Consider the following 19,991-nt stretch of genomic DNA (forward strand, 5'->3'; position numbering starts at 1 on the left):
ATATATTTTGAACATAAAAAAACGCCACTCAACTTGAGTGGCGGTAGAATCTTGTTATCCCGACAGCAAAAACAGGGATGGTAAATTAATTCCAATTTTAGGGGTGAACAATTTGTTCAGTCTTACACTTGGTTATGACTAGTAACCAAAGCTGGTTGGGTATGCGAAGTTACCAGTGTATATAGATGGTACATTCCAGAACATCGCAGACGGTAAACCTTTCATAGCTATCACCTTTAAATCAATTAAACACAATTTGATTCTCAGTTCCTTGGAGGCGATAAACGGACTCATCCTTTGAGCATTTTCTCTTCACTGCTGAAGTTGGTTGCTAATATACCACCAAGAAAAATAATTACAATATTTAAAATGATCCACATCACACAAACCTGCTTAAATTGCGCCTAATCAAAAAAATAATGTAATTTAATTACAAAAATATCAAATAATGACAAAAACCAAATGAAACAAATTTAATTGTTGCCATCCATAGTCTTTAAGGCTAGCAGAAGTATTACTATTCTGTTTTTTACACCGCCAACTATTTGTTACGCGATCGCTAAAGATTGAATTGAGAATTGCTACGTAAATCTGAATTGGAAATGGTATTCTAGGCGCATCGTCACAGCGTTGTTCAGGATGAAATACGGTCATTACCGTAACTGATGCGATATCTGGTTAGTTATCTTAAATCCTCAAGAAACATCATCCTGTCAGCCTAACAAAACAATAAAGGAGTTTTCCGTGTCTGAGTTCCATTCTGAAATCAGCCAGTTGTCCCCAGCGAAACTTTGGCAGTTCTTCGATAAAATTTGTTCTATTCCTCACCCTTCAAAACATGAGGAAGAGCTTGCTCAATACATTATAAATTGGGCCACAGAGCAAGGCTTGGATGTACGCCGCGATCCTACTGGTAACGTTTTTATCAAAAAGCCAGCCACACCAGGAATGGAAAATAAGAAAGGCGTAGTGCTTCAAGCGCACATCGATATGGTTCCTCAAAAAAATGAAGACACGGACCATGACTTCACAAAAGATCCTATCCAGCCTTACATTGATGGTGAATGGGTTACAGCAAAGGGCACTACTCTAGGTTCAGATAACGGTATTGGTATGGCTTCTTGCTTAGCTGTACTTGCTTCTGACGACATTAAACATGGTCCAGTTCAAGTTTTACTGACGGTCGATGAAGAAGCAGGCATGACTGGCGCATTCGGTTTGGAAGCTGGATGGCTGGAAGGGGACATTCTTCTCAATACAGATTCTGAGCAGGAAGGTGAAGTATACATGGGTTGTGCTGGCGGTATTGATGGTGCAATGACATTTGATATCCAACGCGAAGAAGTACCAGAAGGTTATGTGACTCGCGTGCTCACTCTAAAAGGCTTAAAAGGTGGGCATTCCGGTTGTGATATTCACACAGGTCGTGGCAACGCGAACAAATTATTTGCTCGCTTCCTTGCCGGTCATGCTCAAGAACTTGATCTTCGACTTATTGATTTCCGTGGTGGTAGCCTTCGTAACGCCATTCCAAGAGAAGCGTTTGCTACCGTTGCCGTCCCTGCTGAAAACCAAGAAAAACTAGCAGAACTTTTCAATACTTACACAAACCTGCTCTCTGCTGAATTAGGCAAAATTGAAACCAGTATCGTCTCTTTCAATGAAGAAGCAGAGAATACTGGAAAAGTGTTTGCTCAGGCCGATCAATTCCGTTTTGTTTCCGCTTTAAACGCCGCGCCAAACGGTGTTATTCGTATGAGTGATGAAATTGAGGGTGTGGTAGAAACATCTTTGAATGTTGGTGTTATCACAACAGAAGATGACAAGGTCACTGTACTGTGTTTGATTCGCTCTTTGATTGACTCGGGTCGAGAGCAAGTTGAAAGCACGCTTCGCTCTATTGCAGAGTTGGCTGGGGCAGAATTATCTTTCTCTGGCGCTTACCCTGGTTGGAAGCCAGACGCAGATTCAGAAATCATGGCTATCTTCCGTGAAATGTATGAAGGCATCTACGGACATAAACCTAATATCATGGTGATTCACGCTGGATTAGAATGTGGGTTGTTCAAAGAACCTTACCCAGAAATGGATATGGTTTCTTTCGGGCCAACAATCAAATTCCCTCACTCTCCAGATGAGAAGGTGAAAATTGATACCGTTGCTTTGTACTGGGAACAAATGGTTGCACTACTGGAAGCCATTCCAGAAAAGAAATAACCTCTAGAAAAAGTAAAGGCTGGCGATGTGCCAGCCTTTTTTATTCATAATCGAAAAGTAAATTACTCTTCGTCAGCGATACTTTTCTTTTCTTCCGCTGCTTTTTTCGCTTTTTCTGCGGCCACTTTTTCAGCCAAAGCCAATGCAGCAGCTTCGCGCTCGCTTCGCTTTTCAGCTTTACGATCATTGCGCTTAGCTTGATTTTCTACAAACTCAGCCAGCGTTTTTTCTGCCCACTCGTTTGCTAAAACTTCAGACTCAAAACCAGTTTCGCGTTTCGACACAACAGTACGACGCGATGTAACTTGGCGAGTGATTTCTGCTGTCCAGCCATTGCGCTTCTCAGTCACACGGATAGCAAATTTTCTGTTTTTCGACATTTCTATATTCCTAAGGGATTTGTAAAGGGATATAGCCATCCCTTGGCAAGCGCGGTATTAGAGCACAAAGTCACACAAATTGCTCTAGTTTTTCAGCAACAACACTTCGAAAAAAACCGCCAGAGCTTTCACTCTGGCGGTTTCGGTAAACTGAGAATCAGTTGCTAGCGAAAACTCAATTAACCGACATTCTTACGTGCATTTTGGAACATACGCATCCAAGCACCATTCTCACCCCAACCCTCTGGAGACCAAGAGTTTGCTACCGTGCGGAATACACGCTCTGGGTGAGGCATCATGATCGTTACACGACCATCCGATGTTGTTAGACCCGTAATCGCGTTTGGCGAACCATTCGGGTTGTTCGGGTATTGCTGCGTTTGGTTTCCGTTGTTATCAACGTAACGCAACGCGACCGTACCTGAATTTTCAATGGCATTTAGGTGTTCACCGCCGCGAACTTCAACACGACCTTCGCCATGAGAAACCGCGATTGGCATACGAGAGCCTTCCATGCCATCGAAGAACACAGAATCGGATTTCTGCACTTCAACTAGGCTAAAGCGCGCTTCAAAACGCTCAGATTCGTTACGAACAAAGCGAGGCCATAAATCCGCACCTGGAATCAGTTCCTTCAAGTTTGAAAGCATCTGACAACCGTTACAAACACCTAAAGAGAACGTATCTTCGCGCTTAAAGAAGCTTTCGAATTGGCTGCGAGCATCTTCATTGAACAAGATTGATTTAGCCCAGCCTTCACCAGCACCCAATACGTCACCGTAAGAGAAACCGCCACAAGCGACTAAACCGTTGTACTCTTCCAGTACGGCTTGCCCTGTTAAGATATCACTCATGTGGATATCGGTGGCTTCAAAACCAGCACGATCGAACGCGGCAGCCATTTCAACGTGAGAGTTCACGCCCTGCTCACGTAGAATTGCCATTTTAGGCTTAGCGCCTTTCGCAATGTATGGCGCAGCAATATCTTCATTCACATCGTAGCTTAATTTGACGTTCAGGCCTGGGTCTGAATTGTCTTTCTTCGCTTCGAATTCTTGGTCGGCACACGCTGGGTTATCACGTAAACCTTGCATCTTGTGCGTTGTCTCTGCCCAGGTGGTACGTAGCTCTGTACGTGAACGCTCAAGCACAATCGCATCGCCAGAAGTGATAACGAAGTTGTCTGAATCTTCAACGCTACCGATAACGTGGGAACATGTTTCCAAGCCATTTGCAGCCAGAGTAGAAAGTACCGCATCCAAATCGTCGTTCTTAACCTGAACCACAGCACCCAATTCTTCGTTGAATAACGTCGCGAGCGCGTCTTCACCCAGCTCTGCGATATTCGAGCGAACACCACAGTGACCTGCGAATGCCATTTCCGCTAGGGTTACAAACAAACCACCATCGCCTTTATCGTGGTAGGCCAACAGTTTGTCTTCACGAACCAATGTTTGCATGGCATCGAAGAAGCCTTTTAGCTGATCTGCGTTATCTACATCAGCTGGCTTGTCGCCTAACTGCTTGTATACCTGCGCTAGCGCTGTCGCACCTAAACGGTTCTTGCCGTTACCTAGGTCTACCAGTACCAGTGAGGATTCGCCTTTGTCAGTAAGTAACTGAGGGGTTACGGTTTTGCGAACGTCTTCCACACGACCAAATGCCGTGATAACCAATGACAATGGAGAAGTGACTTCTTTGTCTTCACCATTTTCGTTCCACTTGGTTTTCATAGACATGGAGTCTTTACCAACAGGAATGGTTAGGCCCAGTGCCGGACAAAGTTCCTCGCCCACCGCCTTAACGGCTTCGTACAAACCTGCATCTTCACCTGGGTGACCCGCTGGAGACATCCAGTTTGCCGATAGCTTAATGTGTTTAATGTCGCCGATATCTGTCGCAGCGATGTTCGTCAAAGACTCACCTACTGCTAAGCGAGCCGATGCACCGAAGTCTAACAATGCAACTGGTGTACGCTCACCCATCGACATAGCTTCGCCGTGGTAAGAATCGTAGCTAGCCGCCGTTACTGCACAGTTCGCCACAGGAACCTGCCAAGGTCCTACCATTTGGTCACGAGCAACCAAACCAGTTACTGAGCGGTCACCAATGGTAATAAGGAATGTTTTCTCTGCAACGGTTGGTAAACGAAGAACGCGATCCGCCGCTTCATTTAGCTCGATACCTTCACGGCTAATCGCGGAACTTTCCACTTTCAGCGTTTTTGCATCGCGGTGCATCTTTGGTGTTTTGCCAAGTAGAATATCCATTGGCATATCGATTGGTGTGTTATCGAAGTGCGAATCTTCAAGTGTTAAATGGCGCTCTTCTGTTGCCACACCCACGACAGCGTATGGCGCACGTTCACGCTTACAAATTGCTTCGAATGTTGCCATGTTTTCTGGCGCAACGGCCATAACATAACGCTCTTGAGATTCGTTACACCAGATCTCAAGTGGGCTCATGCTCAACTCATCATTTGGTACGTCACGTAGCTGGAATTTACCACCACGCTCACCATCATCACAAAGTTCAGGAAGCGCGTTTGAAATACCACCGGCACCAACATCGTGAATGAATGCGATTGGGTTGTCGTCACCTAGCTGCCAACAACGGTCGATCACTTCCTGACAACGACGTTCCATTTCAGGGTTTTCACGCTGAACAGAAGCAAAATCAAGATCTTCAGCCGATTGACCAGAAGCCATTGAAGAGGCTGCACCACCACCAAGACCGATGTTCATAGCTGGACCGCCAAGAACAATCAGGCTAGCACCAACAGGAATTTCTTTTTTCTGAACATGCTCGTCACGAATGTTACCCATACCACCAGCAATCATGATTGGCTTATGGTAACCACGAACTTCTTCACCCGCGTGAGACGTTACTTTTTCTTCGTAAGTACGGAAGTAACCCAACAGGTTTGGACGACCAAATTCGTTGTTAAACGCCGCGCCACCAAGTGGACCTTCTAGCATAATATCTAGTGCGTTAACGATGCGACCTGGTTTACCAAAATCAGTTTCCCAAGGTTGCTCGTAACCAGGGATACGAAGGTTAGATGTTGTAAAACCAACCAAACCCGCTTTTGGCTTGCCGCCAATACCGGTTGCGCCTTCGTCACGGATTTCACCACCAGAACCGGTAGAAGCACCAGGCCAAGGTGAAATTGCCGTAGGGTGGTTATGCGTTTCAACCTTCATCAAGATGTGCGCATCTTCGTGGTGGTAGTTGTACTGGCGAGATTCTGGATCAGGGAAGAAACGACCAACTTTAGAACCCGTCATTACTGCTGCGTTATCTTTGTATGCAGACAAAACGTGGTCAGGCGTCGTTTCAAACGTATTTTTGATCATTTTGAACAGAGACTTATCTTGGTCAACGCCATCGATAGTCCAGTCTGCATTAAAGATCTTGTGACGACAGTGCTCAGAGTTCGCTTGAGCAAACATCATCAGTTCGATGTCGTTCGGGTTACGACCAAGCTTGGTGAAGTTTTCTACTAAGTAGTCAATTTCGTCTTCAGCAAGTGCAAGACCCAGTGAAACGTTTGCCTCTTCAAGCGCAGCACGACCACCCGTTAAGATATCAACGTCGGCTACTGGTGCCGGCTCTGCCACTGTAAACAATGCAGATGCAGCATCCAAATCCGTGAACACTGATTCCATCATACGATCGTGGATCAGTGCTTTAACGGCTTGAGTTTGCTCTTCAGATAGAGTTTCTGATGATTCAATGTAGTAAGCCGTGCCGCGCTCCAGACGTTTTACTTTGTCTAGACCACAGTTAACAGCGATATCGGTGGATTTAGAAGACCACGGAGAAATAGTACCCGGACGTGGAGTCGCGAGAAGTAGAAGACCTTCAGGCTCGTGCTCTTCGATCGTTGGACCATAAGTCAGCAGTTTTTCTAGTTTGCCTAATTCAGACGCATCTAGATCTGCTGTTAGGTCAGCAAAGTGCATAAACTCAGCGTAAATACCTGTTACTGGCAGGCTTTGCTCACGACAAAGTTCAAGTAATTTGTTAACACGAAACTCAGAAAGAGCTGGGGAGCCACGCAAAATTCTCATGTGCTTAGGTCTCTTATGCAGTTAGTTAAGGTGATATTGCAATAAATTCAAAGAGTTACTATCCACCCTGAAACCTATACCAATTTCACCTCGCATTTGCGGGCGTATTATAGAGGAAAAAATCTGTGACGTAACCACAAATAGCAACCGTTTGCGCCTTTTTTTAACACTTCAATTAATTGCGCCGCTATCAAAGGAAGCTACGTGCTAGAAACAGAGTGTCTTGAGACCAATTAAAGACAAGACCTGTTGCATTTCTCCGTCTGCCATCTCGCGCTTTTTTATTCTTTTTTTTATTGCTGCTTTGCCCTAGTGACCTGCTTTGATATAAAGAGAGCTGAATTTCAGTGTGAGTAAACTGTTTTGAGTATTATTTCCCCACTAGCCTGGCTAAGAAGGTTCGCTTTTATCTCTATGATAAGCGTCGTTTTATCTGGCTGTCAGATAGAATCCAACCCAAAAAGTGAACTCGAAAAGATTAAGGAAAGAGGCACGCTAAGAGTCGGAACACTGAATAATCAGCTTTCTTACTATATTGGCCCGGATGGTCCTACTGGCTTAGATTTTGAGCTCGCCAAGCGATTTGCTGACGAGCTTGGAGTCAATTTGGAAATGAAACCAGCCTACCGCTTATCGGAATTGTTCCCAGCGCTTGATCGTGGCGAAATTGATATGATTGCGGCTGGGTTAAGTCAGACCCCTGATCGCCTTAAGCATTTTCGCGCCGGACCAGCTTACTATTATGTATCCCAGCAGGTGGTGTATAAAAAAGGATCATGGCGACCAAGAAACGTCGATCAGCTGGTTAAAAAGCAAATCCCTATCATCGTTGTAAAAGATTCACACTTTGAACGCACACTAAAAACACTCCAACAAGAAAAACCGGGGCTCATCTATCGTGATGAAGAGGACGCTGACGTCAACGATCTATTACAGAAAGTATCCAAGGGTGAATTGGCGCTCACCATGGCCGATTCGGTTGAGCTTTCTTTATCTCAGCGTTTGTACCCTTCATTGGCGTTAGCATTTGAGCTAACAGAAGACCAGCCTATCTCTTGGTATATGCGTCGCAGCGACGATGAAAGCCTTTACGCACTGCTCATCGAATTCTTTGGGCTTCTTAAACAATCTGGCGATTTGGCTCGATTGGAAGAAAAATACTTTGGTCACGTGGAAAGCTTCGATTACGTGGATACAAGAGCATTCATTCGCGCATTAGACAGCAAACTGCCTAAATGGGAAGCGCTATTCAAGAAGCACTCTAACGAATTCGACTGGCGCTTAATTGCAGCACTGGGCTATCAAGAATCACATTGGAATCCACTCGCCAAATCGCCAACTGGGGTAAGAGGCATGATGATGCTTACCTTGCCAACGGCAAAAAGCGTTGGCGTAAAGAATCGTCTCGATCCTGAACAATCCGTGCGTGGTGGTGTGGAATACTTGAGGCGTATCGTCGATCGTGTCCCTGATTCTATTTCCGAACACGAAAAAATCTGGTTTGCTCTAGCCTCTTATAATGTGGGTTACGGTCACATGATGGACGCGAGAAGACTCACAAAACGTCAAGGCGGCGATCCAGATTCTTGGGCAGATGTGAAAGACAGATTGCCACTACTGCGGAAAAAAGAGTTTTATAGCAAAACTCGCTATGGCTACGCTCGCGGAGATGAAGCGAGAAACTACGTTGAGAATATTCGCCGTTACTACCAATCGATTATTGGTCATATCGATAAACAGCGTATCGCAAACGAAGAAATCAACATTGACGATCTTCAGGTCATTGATGTTCCACTGTCTGCTGCTCTGCCTACGACTTCGGGAGCTGAGGCAACATCAAGTAAGGATACTAAGCAACAAGATAAATCTGCTGAAGGCGAAAAAGAGAGCGAAAAGCCCAAAGAAGACAAGAATTAATGTCTTTAAAGCAATTCGATTTATTGGATACCCAGTGGGGCTCAATTAACGGTTGAGCCCCGCTCTATTTCAAACCTTCTCACTCAATTCAAAAGTTCTTTAAGATGAAAATGCATTCCTAAGAGCAATATGTCTTTTCTAAACGATTAGGATGCTAAGCCCTTTTTTCACTTGGCTTTCTGGTTTAGTGTCACACTACTTGAAAAACCTACCAAACGCCCTTACATTAAACAGTGATGACAATCTTTGCTGTCACGTCATCAACTCGTAACAATCGAAGCTTATAACTTGTTTTTGAAGTACAAAGAAACTCTAGTTTTACTGTACAAAGAAACCTTAGTTTCGCTGTAAAAGAAAACTCACTGTTCACCAAAGATGTCGCTTTTAACAAAGATAATAGAAGCATGACTAGTTAAAAGAAAAACTAGTACCGGTGAAGGGAGTGTTGGGCGGTGCCAGAAAAAAATAACAGCACCGTTATTGTTAGCTTGGTAGAGGAGAGAAGATATGTTCTCCAAAAGAAAGTCGTCTAAGCGACTGCTACAAAAGGCTGTTTCGTCCAATCGTCGTAAGCGTATGCTTGCCAATAACAAGAAAAAAGTTATTTGGCGTAGTAAAGCTTTTGCTCTTTGCTTAGAGCCTTGATACGGAAGAAACAGTTGTTTCTAAACGGCAAACATCAATTCTGATGTTTGCCATCAGACTTCCCTTCTTTTAACGCTTTTTTTTTCTTTCCGTCGACGTTTAAAAAAGCTTTGTAATTGCTCTCTGCACTCTTGCTCAAGTAACCCTGATTCTATTGTCGCGTAGTGATACGACGCTTGGCTTTCAAACAGATTCAATACTGTACCTGCCGCCCCTGCTTTTAAATCTGGCGCACCATAAACCACTCTCTTTACTCGGCTATGAAGCAGCGCACCTGCGCACATGGGGCATGGCTCTAACGTGACGTATAGGGTGGTATCAAGCAATCGGTAGTTTTCCAGCTCACTGCCCGCTTTGCGCAACGCTTGTACTTCAGCGTGTGCCGTTGCGTCATGTTGCCCTATTGACCGGTTCCAGCCTTCGGCAATCACATTACCCTCTTTTACCAATACTGCACCGACGGGCACTTCACCTTCTAATTCAGCTTGATGAGCAAGCTCGATAGCTCGTCGCATGAAATGTTCATCTTGTTCACTAAATGACACGTTTTCTCTCTAGGCTCGTTTTAATTGCAATGATTCTTCGAATGGAATGCGCGGATTATATACTCAAGCTTGGATGTTCGCATGCGAGTTTAATAAATAGACATACGGTCAGCCAGAAAATCAATCAGTAATCTAACTTTAGAGGATAAATACCGATTGTTAGGATACAGCGCCCATATGCCTTCTTTGGTATCACGAAAATCGGTAAGTAATTCGACCAATTCTCCGGTTGCCATATAGGGGTGAACGTAATAATCGGGCAATTGAACGATGCCAATACCTTTGAGCGCGGAATCAATCAACACGCGTCCGCTGTCGCATTTCATCCGCCCTTCAACGGAAAGCTGCCTTTTATGACCATTTTCAATGAATCGCCAATAGGGATGATTTCCTATCAAACATTGATGCTGGGAGAGCTCCAATAAAGATCGAGGTTCACCAAATTGCTCTAAGTAGGCTGGGCTCGCACACACATGCATTTGACGAGCACCTAACCGCTTGGCGATGTAGGTGGAATCGCCTAAGTGTCCAAGGCGAATAGCCAAATCAAAACCATGCTCTAGCATGTCCAGCTTCTGGTTAGAAAGGTGGAAGTCTAATTCGACTTCAGGGTACTCGACTAAAAATTCATTCAGCAAAGGGGCAAGCATTTGTTCTCCGTATGTTACCGGTGCCGTTAGCTTTATCTTCCCCTTAAGAGTCGTTTGAAGCTCTGTTACCGCCTCTTCGGCAAACTCAAGGCCATCCACTAAATGCCGGCAATGCTGATAATACACTTTGCCAGCATCAGTCAACGTCACCCTACGTGTGGTTCTTAGGAACAGTTTTACCGACAAACGTTGTTCTAAACGTGCAATTTTGCGGCTCACTTGTGCGACTGAGGTTGATAATTTTTGAGCTGAAAGTGTAAAACTCTCTTGTTCCGCCACAGCGACAAACTCTGTGACCCCTTCCCATTGGTCCATTTTTTGTGCCTCAATACAAATCTTATTATTACAAATATGTAATAGTAAATTTCATTTTACCCAGATTATCAATTCAAATAAATTAATTAAAATCTCCCCCATACCTCGCCAACTCACTCTATACGTTAGGATGTTCTCTTAGTTGGGATATTCTCGAGTCAACCTGTTGGCGACCATCGTGATTACTTAAGGGTACAAACATGTCTGAACAATTCATTAAATCTCGCGCAGCAGTCGCGTGGGGACCAAATCAACCACTCTCTATTGAAGAAGTTGATGTCATGCTTCCGAAAGCAGGTGAAGTTCTGGTTAAGATTGTTGCTTCTGGTGTTTGCCACACCGATGCATTTACTTTGTCGGGCGACGATCCTGAAGGTATCTTCCCCTCTATTTTGGGTCACGAAGGTGGCGGTATTGTTGAAATGGTTGGGGAAGGCGTCACCAGCGTTGAGGTCGGTGACCATGTAATCCCTCTTTACACAGCAGAGTGCGGTGAGTGTAAATTCTGTACTTCAGGAAAAACGAACTTATGCCAAGCGGTTCGAGAAACTCAGGGCAAAGGTTTGATGCCTGATGGCACCACTCGTTTTTATAAAGACGGTCAGCCTATATATCATTACATGGGGTGTTCGACATTTTCAGAATACACAGTATTGCCTGAAATCTCGCTAGCGAAAGTAAACGCTGATGCCCCATTAGAAGAAGTGTGCTTACTCGGATGTGGTGTAACCACTGGTATGGGAGCGGTACTCAACACCGCTAAAGTACAAAAAGGTGATACCGTTGCGATCTTTGGGCTAGGCGGAATCGGTTTATCTGCGATCATTGGTGCCACAATGGCCGGAGCAAGCCGCATCATTGGTGTCGATATCAATGAAAGTAAATTTGACCTCGCCAAGCAGCTTGGCGCGACAGATTGCATTAACCCACAACATTATGACAAACCCATTCAAGAAGTCATTGTGGACATGACTGACGGTGGCGTCGATTTCTCATTCGAATGTATCGGGAACGTCAACGTTATGCGCTCTGCACTTGAATGTTGTCATAAAGGTTGGGGAGAATCTGTCATTATTGGTGTGGCAGGCGCAGGGCAAGAGATATCAACTCGCCCATTCCAATTAGTAACGGGTCGAGTTTGGCGTGGTAGTGCATTTGGTGGCGTGAAAGGTCGCTCCGAATTGCCGGGCATTGTAGAGCGATACATGGATGGTGAGTTTGGCCTACAAGAGTTCATTACTCACACTATGGGGCTAGATGGCATCAACGACGCTTTTGATCTCATGCATAAAGGCGAAAGCATACGCTCTGTTATTCATTTCGATAAATAGGGTCTGTCGACCTTCAACTTAACAGAGCGGTTTTCCGCTCTGTTTCCTATTGGGAAGCTCCTATACATGGCTATTACTGAAATTAGTGCCGCAAAAGTCCATGGCGGCTGGCACAAACAATTTACTCATCAGTCAAACACTGTGCAGTGTGAAATGCGATTCGCCATTTTTTTACCCTCGCAAGCCGAATCTGAGCCAGTACCTGTAATCTACTGGTTATCTGGGCTGACATGCACTGACGAAAATTTCATGCAAAAAGCCGCGGCATTTCGTAAAGCCGCCGAACTTGGTGTTGCTATTGTCGCACCAGATACCAGCCCGAGAGGTGAAAGCGTACCTGACGACTCAGAAGGGGCATACGATTTTGGTTTAGGCGCAGGTTTTTACCTTAATGCAACACAAGAACCTTGGAGCACTCACTACCACATGTACGATTATGTGGTGAAAGAACTTCCAGCGCTTATTGAAGCCAATTTCCCAGTCAACACCAAAAAGTCCATTTCAGGTCACAGCATGGGTGGACACGGTGCTCTCAGCATTGGATTAAAGCACCCAGACCTATACCGTTCTGTTTCTGCATTCAGCCCAATTACCAACCCCATGAATTGTCCTTGGGGTATTAAAGCATTCAGCCTGTATTTAGGAGAAGATAAAGCCAACTGGTCGCGCTACGACAGCTGTGAATTACTTAAAGCAGCAGATAGCGTGCCGCCAATATTGGTTGATCAAGGGAGCGCTGATTCTTTCCTTGAAGAACAGCTAAAACCAGACACGTTTCAAAGCATCGCTAAACAGCACGACAATATTGTATTTAGAATGCAAGATGGCTACGACCACAGTTATTTCTTCATACAAAGCTTCATCGAGGATCACTTAGCGTTTCATGCACGCTACCTCAAATAGTGTTCATAAACAAAAGAAACCCAGCACAATTGCTGGGTTTCTTTTGTTTAAAGCGTTGTACCAAATGACAAAGTGTCGCTTCTAAATTTACATCGTATAGGTGTAAGGCGCTTGAATACCTAGAGGGATTCCTAATGCCCAATACGCCAGTAAGAAGATGGTCCAACCGATCAGCATCGCGATGGAAAACGGCATCATTAGAGAAGCCAAAGTACCAATGCCCGTTGATTTCACGTAACGTTGGCAGTAAACCACAACAAGTGGGAAGAACACCATAAGCGGTGAAATGATGTTGGATACGGAATCACCGACACGATACGCCGCCTGAGATAGCTCAGGAGAAATTCCGACCGCCATTAGCATAGGCACTAGAATTGGACCAATTAACGCCCATTTCGCAGATGCAGACCCAACCAGCAAGTTTACAAATGCCGTTAGGAGAATCATACCTACGATGGTTGCTTGCCCTGGTAGCTCAAGAGCTTTAAGCCCTTCTGCACCATAAAGTGCAAGCATAGTACCAATGTTTGATTGACCAAACGCCGACAGGAATTGCGCACAAAAGAATGACATAACAATGTAAGCACCCATCGTCGCCATAGTATCGGACATGGCTTTAATCACGTCGTTACTGCTTTTGAACGTACCAGCCACACGGCCATAAACAATGCCTGGAATAATAAATAAGATGAAAATCAGCGGTACGATAGATTTCATTACTGGTGCGGAGAACGCCGTTAACTCTCCATCAGGTGAGCGCAGTGCTGAGTCTTCCGGAATAAGTGCGACAACCAGCAAAGCAATACCTGCCAACATCGCCCAACCAGCATAACGAAACGCTTTGGATTCAATAGCCGAAAACGATCCCAAATCGGGAGCTTCTTCCGCATCTTCATCAACAGGAGTATTGGCTAGACGAGGTTCAATGATTTTCTCGGTCACATACCAGCCAATCGCAACAATGATGACAGAGGAGATCCCCGTAAAGAAGATATTCGCCAGCGGGTTCACAACATAACTTTCGTCCAATACCTGTGCTGCCGTTTGGGTGAAGCCAGCTAATAGAGGATCGATGCCAGATGGAATAAAGTTAGCCGAGAAGCCACCAGAAACACCCGCAAATGCCGCCGCAATACCGGCAAGAGGGTGACGACCAGCAGCATGGAAGATAATCCCCCCCAACGGAATCACGAGTACGTAACCCGCATCAGCCGCGGTATGTGACACAATCGCCACCAAAATAAGCATTGGCGTTAAAAGTTTCGCTGGCGTGAAGTTCAGCATTTTCTTCAAGCCAGTGGTAATGAAACCAGAAGAGTCAGCGACACCTACCCCTAGCATTGCCACTAACACAATCCCCAAAGGTGCAAAGCTAGTAAAAGTTGTCACCATATTTGCTAGGAAACTTGCGAGCGCTTCACCGGTAAGTAGGTTGTTTATTTCCAGTGCTTCACCAGTACGCGGGTTCATCAGATCAAAGGAAACATTAGAAAGTAATGCTGATGATACCCAAACAATTACTAGCGCCCAAAAAAACAAGATTGCTGGATCAGGGATCTTGTTACCAGCGCGTTCGATAAAATTTAAAAATCGGTCCATTCCCGACGGTTGGGATGGTGGAGCCTGCTTAACAGCTTGGTTACTCATAGGTAACTCCATATGTCAGATGTTGTTTTCAACGAGCTATTCATTTAGTTATATATCGCTCATTTCTCGACTGACTATTCTATTGGAACACTAATATAAAAGCACAAAAAACCAGACCATTTCATAATCTCAGACAATTATTTTTAATTTATTTACAAATAAACAACAAACCACAATCAATCTTGCAACTAGCACAAAATAAAAGCGCTACAGGAAAGTTAATTCTCCTGTAGCACCGTTATGTTTAAGAGTGGATTATTTATATGATGAATTTTTGTACTGCGGTCTAAAAGCTCTAATCAAACTCGTTATAGCTGGACACCATGGTTTTGATCGACACTTTTTGATTCGCATTGAGCCGATTTTTCCACTCACCTTCAACTGTGATGATTTTCACCGCAGACGAAATGGAACCGGTAGGCTGAGATACCGTCCATGTCAGTGTGTAGCCGCCGCTTTTTACTTCCGTACCCGACTGGATGCTATCAAAAGTTATGGTGCCATTAGCGCCGCTCACTGATCGCTGGCGAAAATACTCCAACTTTGATTCGGCTAAATACAACGCTTCTAAGCTGCGTATCGCATGTTCAGATTTGTGCTCCATAAAGGTTTGTAACTTGACAAGCCCAAGTACGCCAACACCAAATATTAGAAAAGCGATCATCACTTCAATCAAGCTAAAACCCTGGTGTTTTTTAGAAATCATTCCAAGATCCTTTTGCCCACTTTGGTGGGGAGTTTTTGCTTCGAGAATAATCAATAACGTCTTTGTTAAAGCTTAGGCTGACGGCATTGTTAAAAATTGCTGAGTGACCACTAGAATCTAAATACTGCCCTCCCGAAAAAGTAAACGAGCCACTTTGGTAATAGGATGCATTTGCTCGAACTGCCGAAGGTATATCTGAAGCGCCAACTGGGTTGAGAAATGGATTGGCGCCAGGTAGAGAGTTCCAATCGCTTAAATCAGGGGAATAACTTGAATTTATATGGAAAAGTACCCCTTTAAATTCTCCAGAAGTAGTGTCCGATATCAAAGAAATAGGTCCATTATTGACCACTAACGTTACCCCGTTAGGTGTCGCGGCTGACTTGGCTACCAAACTAGGGTATTCATCTTTTGATATTTCACACCCTCCTTCAACCCATATAAATTCATTCCCTGCATGGATAGCATTTTTTATTTTGGTGCCACAATTGCTAAGAACCTTAGTTCCTGAGGTGATTGCTGACCCGGTTAAAATATGGAAATTTCCGTTATCTCTTACTTTTTCCGCTTCGTTTACAGGAATACCGTAAAAATTCTCAAAAGGAGCGACTGACGAATCTTTGACAAAATCGCCTGTTGATAAACTCGTCGTTCCATCACCATTAGTCGTCGTCTTATTCGCCGCTTTGCAGTCTTTACCTTGCCCGTCAAACCCAGCCCAAGGAGGATCACCGTGAACGACGCCTTTGTTCTGTATTGTCCCAAGTACTTTGAAAGTACTTTTGTATCGAGCTGCTACACATTTCCAACCATCACTCGTTAATGTACCTGGGTCAGGGGTATCAAAAGCATTGGCACCGCGAAGAAACAAGTCTGCACTCGACTGCAAAGCACCTGAGCCCAACGAACCACCATATTGGATCTCTTTTTCAAGGATGGTGCTATCAACCTGTGCGGTTGCCATTTTTCCATTAGATGATGTCACCAAAGACATAGTCAATTCTGGTTGATTCGAGCATGCATTCACGTTACCAGAAGACACTTTGTCTACGTGGGCTCGAGCATAAATACACTCTAGTCCCCCCTCTGCGGTCCAATGGTCTTGGCGACTTTTCACTTCGTTCTGCGCACGTTTAATTTGAAAGAAAACCTGTTTATATGACCCCATAACTAAAATCAGCGCAGCTAACAAGATAAAGCTTGTTATCGTTAGCGTAATATAGCCTTCAGAACGTCGGATCATTTCCAGTTCCTTTGTTTAAACGATGTATTAAGAGTGACTGAGTCCGTCGAGCTCTTAAGGGATCCAGTCATTGAGAGTGTTATAAATGCTGAACTTACCGCTGAACCGAGCGGTGTCGATGTCACCGTAAAATCGGTAATTTTTACTTGGTTTTCATCCAGCATTTTGAAATACCGATTACAAGATGCTTGAGTGCTAATCGCAGCAGATTGCTTTGTGCATATTTTAATGTTGTTATCATCATGCTTGAAGAATACATGCTCGTACTTATCGTTTTTGTTCAAATACACATATCCCAAGGAAGTTGGTGAGGTTACATATACATCTCCCGCCCCAGATACGATAGCCGCGGCATTTTCACTGCCATTGTATCCAGCCCTAAGCGCATCTTCTTTTATGTACTTAAGGGTATCCGACATGCTTTGCAGAACCAGAAGATCAAGAGAACGTTGAGTGGCCGACTTTTGTGCCGTCAGATATACAGACCCAATTGAAATGATCGCGAGCATACTTAGCCCTGAAGCGATCATTAACTCAACCAATGACGCGCCTAACTGACGCGATGAGCTAACACTCTTTGAAGCCATGAGTATTCCCTCTACTGCCACACACTTTGACTCGACCATTGGTAAAGTGAGTAATCACCGAACCACTATCGGACATATTTTCTTTGTAACTGAATTGAAAAGTGCCACCTTGAATTCGACCGTTCACGCCTTCCACTTTAAACGGAGAGCCATGGTTACTGTTGAAGTGGATACTTTTGAAAGGTGAGCCAGATACAGATTGAACTAAAGCACCTGAAGCCGTATTCGTTTCACGTAGCTCAACGGACCAGTCTCCATTTTTGGAAGCCCCAGAAATAGTGACGTGGACCCAAAGGTCTTTGTTTTTCATCACCGCTTCCGATCGCGCTTCAACCAAAAACGCCCGAAGCTCATTGGATAAACGAGTTATTCGGTTGTCATCGGTCACTGATTTATAGCTTGGAGCAAACGCACCAAGCAGAATGGACAGCAAAGCCAGAGTGATCAAAAGCTCAATGAGTGTAAAGCCGCGAGCCATATTCCAAATTCCTCTGAAACTTCATTTATGCACCTAATTTCGCTTGCGGAGATGCTAGCACCAACGAAGAATAGCGCTGCGAAAATGAAGGAAGATATGGAAATGATTCGAAAAAATAGATGCAAGAAGCGCAACAGCCACCCCAAAGGAATGACCTTGCTCGAAGTTCTGGTTGCGGTTTCTATCATTGCCATTTTCGCGGCGGTTGTTTACCCCTCCTTGAACGACTACGTATACAAAGGGCACCGTAAACAAGCCATGGCGGATATGATCCGTATTCAACTAACAATGGAGCAGGCATATAACAATGGCTACTCATGGAGCAACATCTTATCTGGCTCCACTTGCATCATATGTGATACCTCAGACGACAGGTACGCCTTTGCGGTAACATCCGCGGGTGGTTACACAATCACCGCCACCCCAAAATCAGATAAAGGTCAAAATAGTGATTCTTGCGGCACACTCACGGTCAAAGCCGATGGTACCAATATGCCTAAAGTTTGTTGGTAGTTAAAACTCGCTGACAGTTAAATTCGCTGGTAGCTCAAGTTTGCTGACAATAAATTCTGACGGCAGCGAACGCTTTTTAAGAAATAAGAAGCCCGCCTGAAATAGGCGGGCTTCTTGTATAAGGCTTATCGCTTTAGCCCCAGTTCAGCTTTAAATCTCGTTTAATTAAAGCTGTAGCAGTGGCGGTATTAGCAGCAGCGAATTACTTCGCAACCATCACCATAGCAGGGCGAATGACTCGGCCATTCAACTCGTAACCTTTCTGCATGACTAACATCACCATGTTAGATTCGTGATCTGGGCTTTCCTGAATCGACATAGCTTGATGGAATTCAGGGTTGAACGCCTCACCTTCAGGGTTGATCTCTTTAAGACCAAACTTAGACACAACATCTACAAACGTTTTGTGCGTTAGTTCAACACCTTCAAGGAATGGTTTAATCACTTCATTTTCTGCATCTGCCGCTTGGATAGCGCGCTCCAAGTTATCGATAACTGGAAGCAGTTCTTCAGAAAATTTATTCAGCGCATACTTACGGGCTTTATCGATTTCCTGTTCACTGCGACGACGCATGTTTTCAACGTCTGCCTTTGCACGAAGTACCGATTCTTGCTGCTCTTTCACTTTAGCTTCACTTGAAAGCAATGCTGCTTCAAGTTGAGCGATTTTTGCATCAGTTTCATCTTGAACCGATTCTTCGTTCCAATCGATATCGGCATCAGAGCCTACTGCATCTACTTCTTCTGCAGTTTCCTGTTGCTTTAGCTCTTCTTCATTAATCTTGTTTTCTTCGTTGCTCATGATATCTCCAGAATTCAGAATTCAACTACTTATGCGATAATATGCTCAAAAAATTGAGATAAAAAACCTCGCATAGTTCTTCAACTTGCCTTTATTATGGGGATGAAGATTTGCGTTTCAAGCACAATAACCTCAGACAACGGATTTTCTCTATGCCAAAGCCTTTTGAAGTGATCGCAATTATAGGCAAACCCCGTGACAGTAAAGCCATTCAAACTCATAAAGAGTTGTACCACTGGCTCATTAAAGAAGGCTACTCCGTCGTCATTGACGACCGATTACAAGAAATCCTAACAGACATAGACCGCTCTTGTTTCACCAGTCTAGTGAACATTGGAAAACAAGCGGATCTTGCCATTGTTGTGGGTGGCGATGGCAATATGCTTGGCGCGGCCAGAGTGCTGTCTCGATTTGATATCTCGGTGATCGGTGTCAACCGTGGAAACCTTGGTTTTCTAACCGATCTCGATCCTGAAGACTTTGAAAAAGCGCTATCAAAAGTCCTGATTGGTGAATACTTAGAGGAAGACCGCTTTCTACTGGAAGCTGAAGTGCATAGGCACGGGCAAGTAAAAAGCCACAATGCGGCACTTAATGAAGCGGTACTCCACCCTGGGCAAATTGCTCATATGATCGAGTTTGAAGTGTACATCGATGATCGATTCGCTTTCTCGCAACGCTCCGACGGATTGATAATTTCCACTCCGACTGGCTCTACTGCGTATTCACTTTCTGGCGGCGGTCCTATTTTATCGCCAAGCCTGAACGCTATTTCCCTTGTACCAATGTTCCCCCACACTCTCTCTAGCCGCCCGTTAGTTGTGGATGGCGACCGACGTATTAAATTGCTTGTTTCCCCAGATAATCGCGGCACGCAGGAGATAAGCTGTGATGGGCAAATTTCACTCCCCGTCTCCCCTGGGGATGAGATCCACATTTATCAAAGCCCAAATGTACTCAAACTCATTCACCCTGAAGACTACAGTTACTATCACGTGCTAAGGAATAAATTGGGTTGGTCTAGCAAGCTTTTCTGACC

The 19,991-nt window shown here is 44.6% G+C and carries 16 protein-coding genes; 6 read left to right on the forward strand and 10 right to left on the reverse strand.

Annotation, left to right across the window (positions count from 1 at the left end; all coding sequences use genetic code 11):
* Window positions 1-744: 744 nt before the first annotated feature.
* Window positions 745-2,217 (forward strand): aminoacyl-histidine dipeptidase, encoded by a 1,473-nt coding sequence (locus CW749_RS03585; protein WP_101110683.1) that lies wholly within the window; start codon window positions 745-747, stop codon window positions 2,215-2,217.
* A 62-nt stretch (window positions 2,218-2,279) separates the two neighbouring features.
* Here CW749_RS03585 and CW749_RS03590 read toward each other — a convergent pair whose 3' ends face one another.
* Both CW749_RS03590 and purL read right to left on the reverse strand, forming a co-directional pair.
* Window positions 2,280-2,597 carry a DUF3622 domain-containing protein gene (locus CW749_RS03590; RefSeq protein ID WP_101110684.1) on the reverse strand — a complete coding sequence of 106 codons (318 nt, stop codon included), beginning with the start codon at window positions 2,595-2,597 and terminating at the stop codon, window positions 2,280-2,282.
* Between the two features lie 179 nt (window positions 2,598-2,776).
* Entirely contained in the window at window positions 2,777-6,670 is a 3,894-nt protein-coding gene (gene purL / locus CW749_RS03595) for a phosphoribosylformylglycinamidine synthase (RefSeq protein WP_101110685.1), read from the reverse strand.
* Between the two features lie 414 nt (window positions 6,671-7,084).
* Here purL and mltF point away from each other — a divergent pair, with 414 nt between their 5' ends.
* Window positions 7,085-8,587, forward strand: a complete 1,503-nt coding sequence (gene mltF / locus CW749_RS03600; protein ID WP_101110686.1) for a membrane-bound lytic murein transglycosylase MltF — start codon at window positions 7,085-7,087, stop codon at window positions 8,585-8,587.
* A gap of 698 nt (window positions 8,588-9,285) precedes the next feature.
* On the opposite strand, the gene tadA is transcribed toward mltF, so the two are convergent.
* Entirely contained in the window at window positions 9,286-9,747 is a 462-nt protein-coding gene (gene tadA, locus CW749_RS03605; protein WP_101110872.1) for a tRNA adenosine(34) deaminase TadA, read from the reverse strand.
* Between the two features lie 119 nt (window positions 9,748-9,866).
* The gene (locus CW749_RS03610) at window positions 9,867-10,742 is read right to left on the reverse strand and encodes a LysR substrate-binding domain-containing protein (RefSeq protein ID WP_101110687.1); all 876 of its coding nucleotides are present in this window, start codon (window positions 10,740-10,742) and stop codon (window positions 9,867-9,869) included.
* Between the two features lie 200 nt (window positions 10,743-10,942).
* On the opposite strand from CW749_RS03610, the gene CW749_RS03615 reads away from it, so the two are divergent.
* On the forward strand, window positions 10,943-12,073 hold the full coding sequence (locus CW749_RS03615) for an S-(hydroxymethyl)glutathione dehydrogenase/class III alcohol dehydrogenase (protein WP_101110688.1): 1,131 nt from the start codon (window positions 10,943-10,945) through the stop codon (window positions 12,071-12,073).
* A 66-nt stretch (window positions 12,074-12,139) separates the two neighbouring features.
* Window positions 12,140-12,976: an S-formylglutathione hydrolase gene (gene fghA, locus CW749_RS03620; RefSeq protein WP_101110689.1), complete on the forward strand. Its 837-nt coding sequence runs from the start codon at window positions 12,140-12,142 to the stop codon at window positions 12,974-12,976.
* Window positions 12,977-13,063: 87 nt separating this feature from the next.
* On the opposite strand, the gene CW749_RS03625 is transcribed toward fghA, so the two are convergent.
* The 5 genes from CW749_RS03625 to CW749_RS03645 all read right to left on the reverse strand — a co-directional run bounded on the left by CW749_RS03625 (window position 13,064) and on the right by CW749_RS03645 (window position 17,637).
* Window positions 13,064-14,623, reverse strand: coding sequence for an AbgT family transporter (locus CW749_RS03625; protein WP_101110690.1), 1,560 nt, complete (start codon window positions 14,621-14,623; stop codon window positions 13,064-13,066).
* 295 nt (window positions 14,624-14,918) lie between these two features.
* Complete coding sequence (locus CW749_RS03630) at window positions 14,919-15,329, reverse strand: prepilin-type N-terminal cleavage/methylation domain-containing protein (RefSeq protein ID WP_101110691.1); 411 nt, start codon at window positions 15,327-15,329, stop codon at window positions 14,919-14,921.
* Window positions 15,319-16,572: a hypothetical protein gene (locus tag CW749_RS03635; protein ID WP_101110692.1), complete on the reverse strand. Its 1,254-nt coding sequence runs from the start codon at window positions 16,570-16,572 to the stop codon at window positions 15,319-15,321. The genes CW749_RS03630 and CW749_RS03635 overlap by 11 nt, the downstream gene beginning before the upstream one ends.
* Entirely contained in the window at window positions 16,569-17,159 is a 591-nt protein-coding gene (locus CW749_RS03640; protein WP_101110693.1) for a hypothetical protein, read from the reverse strand. Before CW749_RS03640 ends, CW749_RS03635 begins: the two co-directional genes overlap by 4 nt.
* Window positions 17,140-17,637, reverse strand: a complete 498-nt coding sequence (locus CW749_RS03645; protein ID WP_101110694.1) for a GspH/FimT family pseudopilin — start codon at window positions 17,635-17,637, stop codon at window positions 17,140-17,142. The genes CW749_RS03640 and CW749_RS03645 overlap by 20 nt, the downstream gene beginning before the upstream one ends.
* Window positions 17,638-17,739: 102 nt before the next feature.
* Between CW749_RS03645 and CW749_RS03650 the strand changes: the two genes are divergently transcribed.
* Window positions 17,740-18,150, forward strand: a complete 411-nt coding sequence (locus CW749_RS03650; RefSeq protein ID WP_101110873.1) for a type IV pilin protein — start codon at window positions 17,740-17,742, stop codon at window positions 18,148-18,150.
* A gap of 202 nt (window positions 18,151-18,352) precedes the next feature.
* Here the strand turns inward: CW749_RS03650 and grpE are convergent, their stop codons facing one another.
* Window positions 18,353-18,952, reverse strand: coding sequence for a nucleotide exchange factor GrpE (grpE, locus tag CW749_RS03655; protein WP_101110695.1), 600 nt, complete (start codon window positions 18,950-18,952; stop codon window positions 18,353-18,355).
* Window positions 18,953-19,104: 152 nt separating this feature from the next.
* Here grpE and nadK point away from each other — a divergent pair, with 152 nt between their 5' ends.
* Window positions 19,105-19,989 (forward strand): NAD(+) kinase, encoded by an 885-nt coding sequence (nadK, locus tag CW749_RS03660; RefSeq protein ID WP_101110696.1) that lies wholly within the window; start codon window positions 19,105-19,107, stop codon window positions 19,987-19,989.
* Window positions 19,990-19,991 lie beyond the last annotated feature (2 nt).

Origin of the sequence: Vibrio sp. vnigr-6D03 (assembly GCF_002835515.1) — a bacterium.
Classification (GTDB): Bacteria; Pseudomonadota; Gammaproteobacteria; order Enterobacterales; family Vibrionaceae; genus Vibrio; species Vibrio penaeicida.

What these genes read in the sequence shown, in the direction of transcription:
- CW749_RS03645 (WP_101110694.1), bottom strand. Translation starts at nt 17,637, where the DNA reads ATGGCTCGCGGCTTTACACTCATTGAGCTTTTGATCACTCTGGCTTTG.
- CW749_RS03625 (WP_101110690.1), bottom strand. Translation starts at nt 14,623, where the DNA reads ATGAGTAACCAAGCTGTTAAGCAGGCTCCACCATCCCAACCGTCGGGA.
- CW749_RS03650 (WP_101110873.1), top strand. Translation starts at nt 17,740, where the DNA reads ATGATTCGAAAAAATAGATGCAAGAAGCGCAACAGCCACCCCAAAGGA.
- nadK (WP_101110696.1), top strand. Translation starts at nt 19,105, where the DNA reads ATGCCAAAGCCTTTTGAAGTGATCGCAATTATAGGCAAACCCCGTGAC.
- CW749_RS03615 (WP_101110688.1), top strand. Translation starts at nt 10,943, where the DNA reads ATGTCTGAACAATTCATTAAATCTCGCGCAGCAGTCGCGTGGGGACCA.
- CW749_RS03635 (WP_101110692.1), bottom strand. Translation starts at nt 16,572, where the DNA reads ATGATCCGACGTTCTGAAGGCTATATTACGCTAACGATAACAAGCTTT.
- CW749_RS03610 (WP_101110687.1), bottom strand. Translation starts at nt 10,742, where the DNA reads ATGGACCAATGGGAAGGGGTCACAGAGTTTGTCGCTGTGGCGGAACAA.
- purL (WP_101110685.1), bottom strand. Translation starts at nt 6,670, where the DNA reads ATGAGAATTTTGCGTGGCTCCCCAGCTCTTTCTGAGTTTCGTGTTAAC.
- fghA (WP_101110689.1), top strand. Translation starts at nt 12,140, where the DNA reads ATGGCTATTACTGAAATTAGTGCCGCAAAAGTCCATGGCGGCTGGCAC.
- CW749_RS03640 (WP_101110693.1), bottom strand. Translation starts at nt 17,159, where the DNA reads ATGGCTTCAAAGAGTGTTAGCTCATCGCGTCAGTTAGGCGCGTCATTG.
- CW749_RS03630 (WP_101110691.1), bottom strand. Translation starts at nt 15,329, where the DNA reads ATGATTTCTAAAAAACACCAGGGTTTTAGCTTGATTGAAGTGATGATC.
- grpE (WP_101110695.1), bottom strand. Translation starts at nt 18,952, where the DNA reads ATGAGCAACGAAGAAAACAAGATTAATGAAGAAGAGCTAAAGCAACAG.
- CW749_RS03590 (WP_101110684.1), bottom strand. Translation starts at nt 2,597, where the DNA reads ATGTCGAAAAACAGAAAATTTGCTATCCGTGTGACTGAGAAGCGCAAT.
- tadA (WP_101110872.1), bottom strand. Translation starts at nt 9,747, where the DNA reads ATGCGACGAGCTATCGAGCTTGCTCATCAAGCTGAATTAGAAGGTGAA.
- mltF (WP_101110686.1), top strand. Translation starts at nt 7,085, where the DNA reads ATGATAAGCGTCGTTTTATCTGGCTGTCAGATAGAATCCAACCCAAAA.